Origin of the sequence: Bacillus sp. SIMBA_031 (assembly GCF_046535225.1) — a bacterium.
Taxonomy (GTDB): domain Bacteria; phylum Bacillota; class Bacilli; order Bacillales; family Bacillaceae; genus Bacillus; species Bacillus velezensis.
This window is the reverse complement of record NZ_JAWRXC010000634.1, coordinates 1-240: the sequence shown is the minus strand read 5'-3', so window position 1 is coordinate 240 and position 240 is coordinate 1. Positions and strand designations below refer to the sequence as shown.

The window sequence follows — 240 nt, the reverse complement described above, 5'->3', positions numbered from 1 at the left end:
ACTGGTGCCGGAAGCTTCCGTCCCCGCCAGCGAAATCTGTTCAGACAGATCGGCCGCCGGAATGATCAACTGCGCCAGGCTAACGCTGTAGTTCGGGATGAACACGACTTTCAGCTTGTCGCCAATCTGCGGATCGTTGTTGATCACTTTCGCTACGTCATTGATCAAATGAATAATGTGCTTCGCCATGTAATAGGCCGAAGCCGCCTTACCGCCAAAAATATTCACGCGCGGTACCCA

Annotated in this window: 1 protein-coding gene; it reads right to left on the bottom strand. The window is 52.9% G+C overall.

The window, feature by feature from the left end; genetic code table 11:
• Nucleotides 1–240: glycogen/starch/alpha-glucan phosphorylase (locus tag SB724_RS21625; RefSeq protein ID WP_410573109.1), on the bottom strand; the 240-nt coding region annotated here is incomplete at both ends.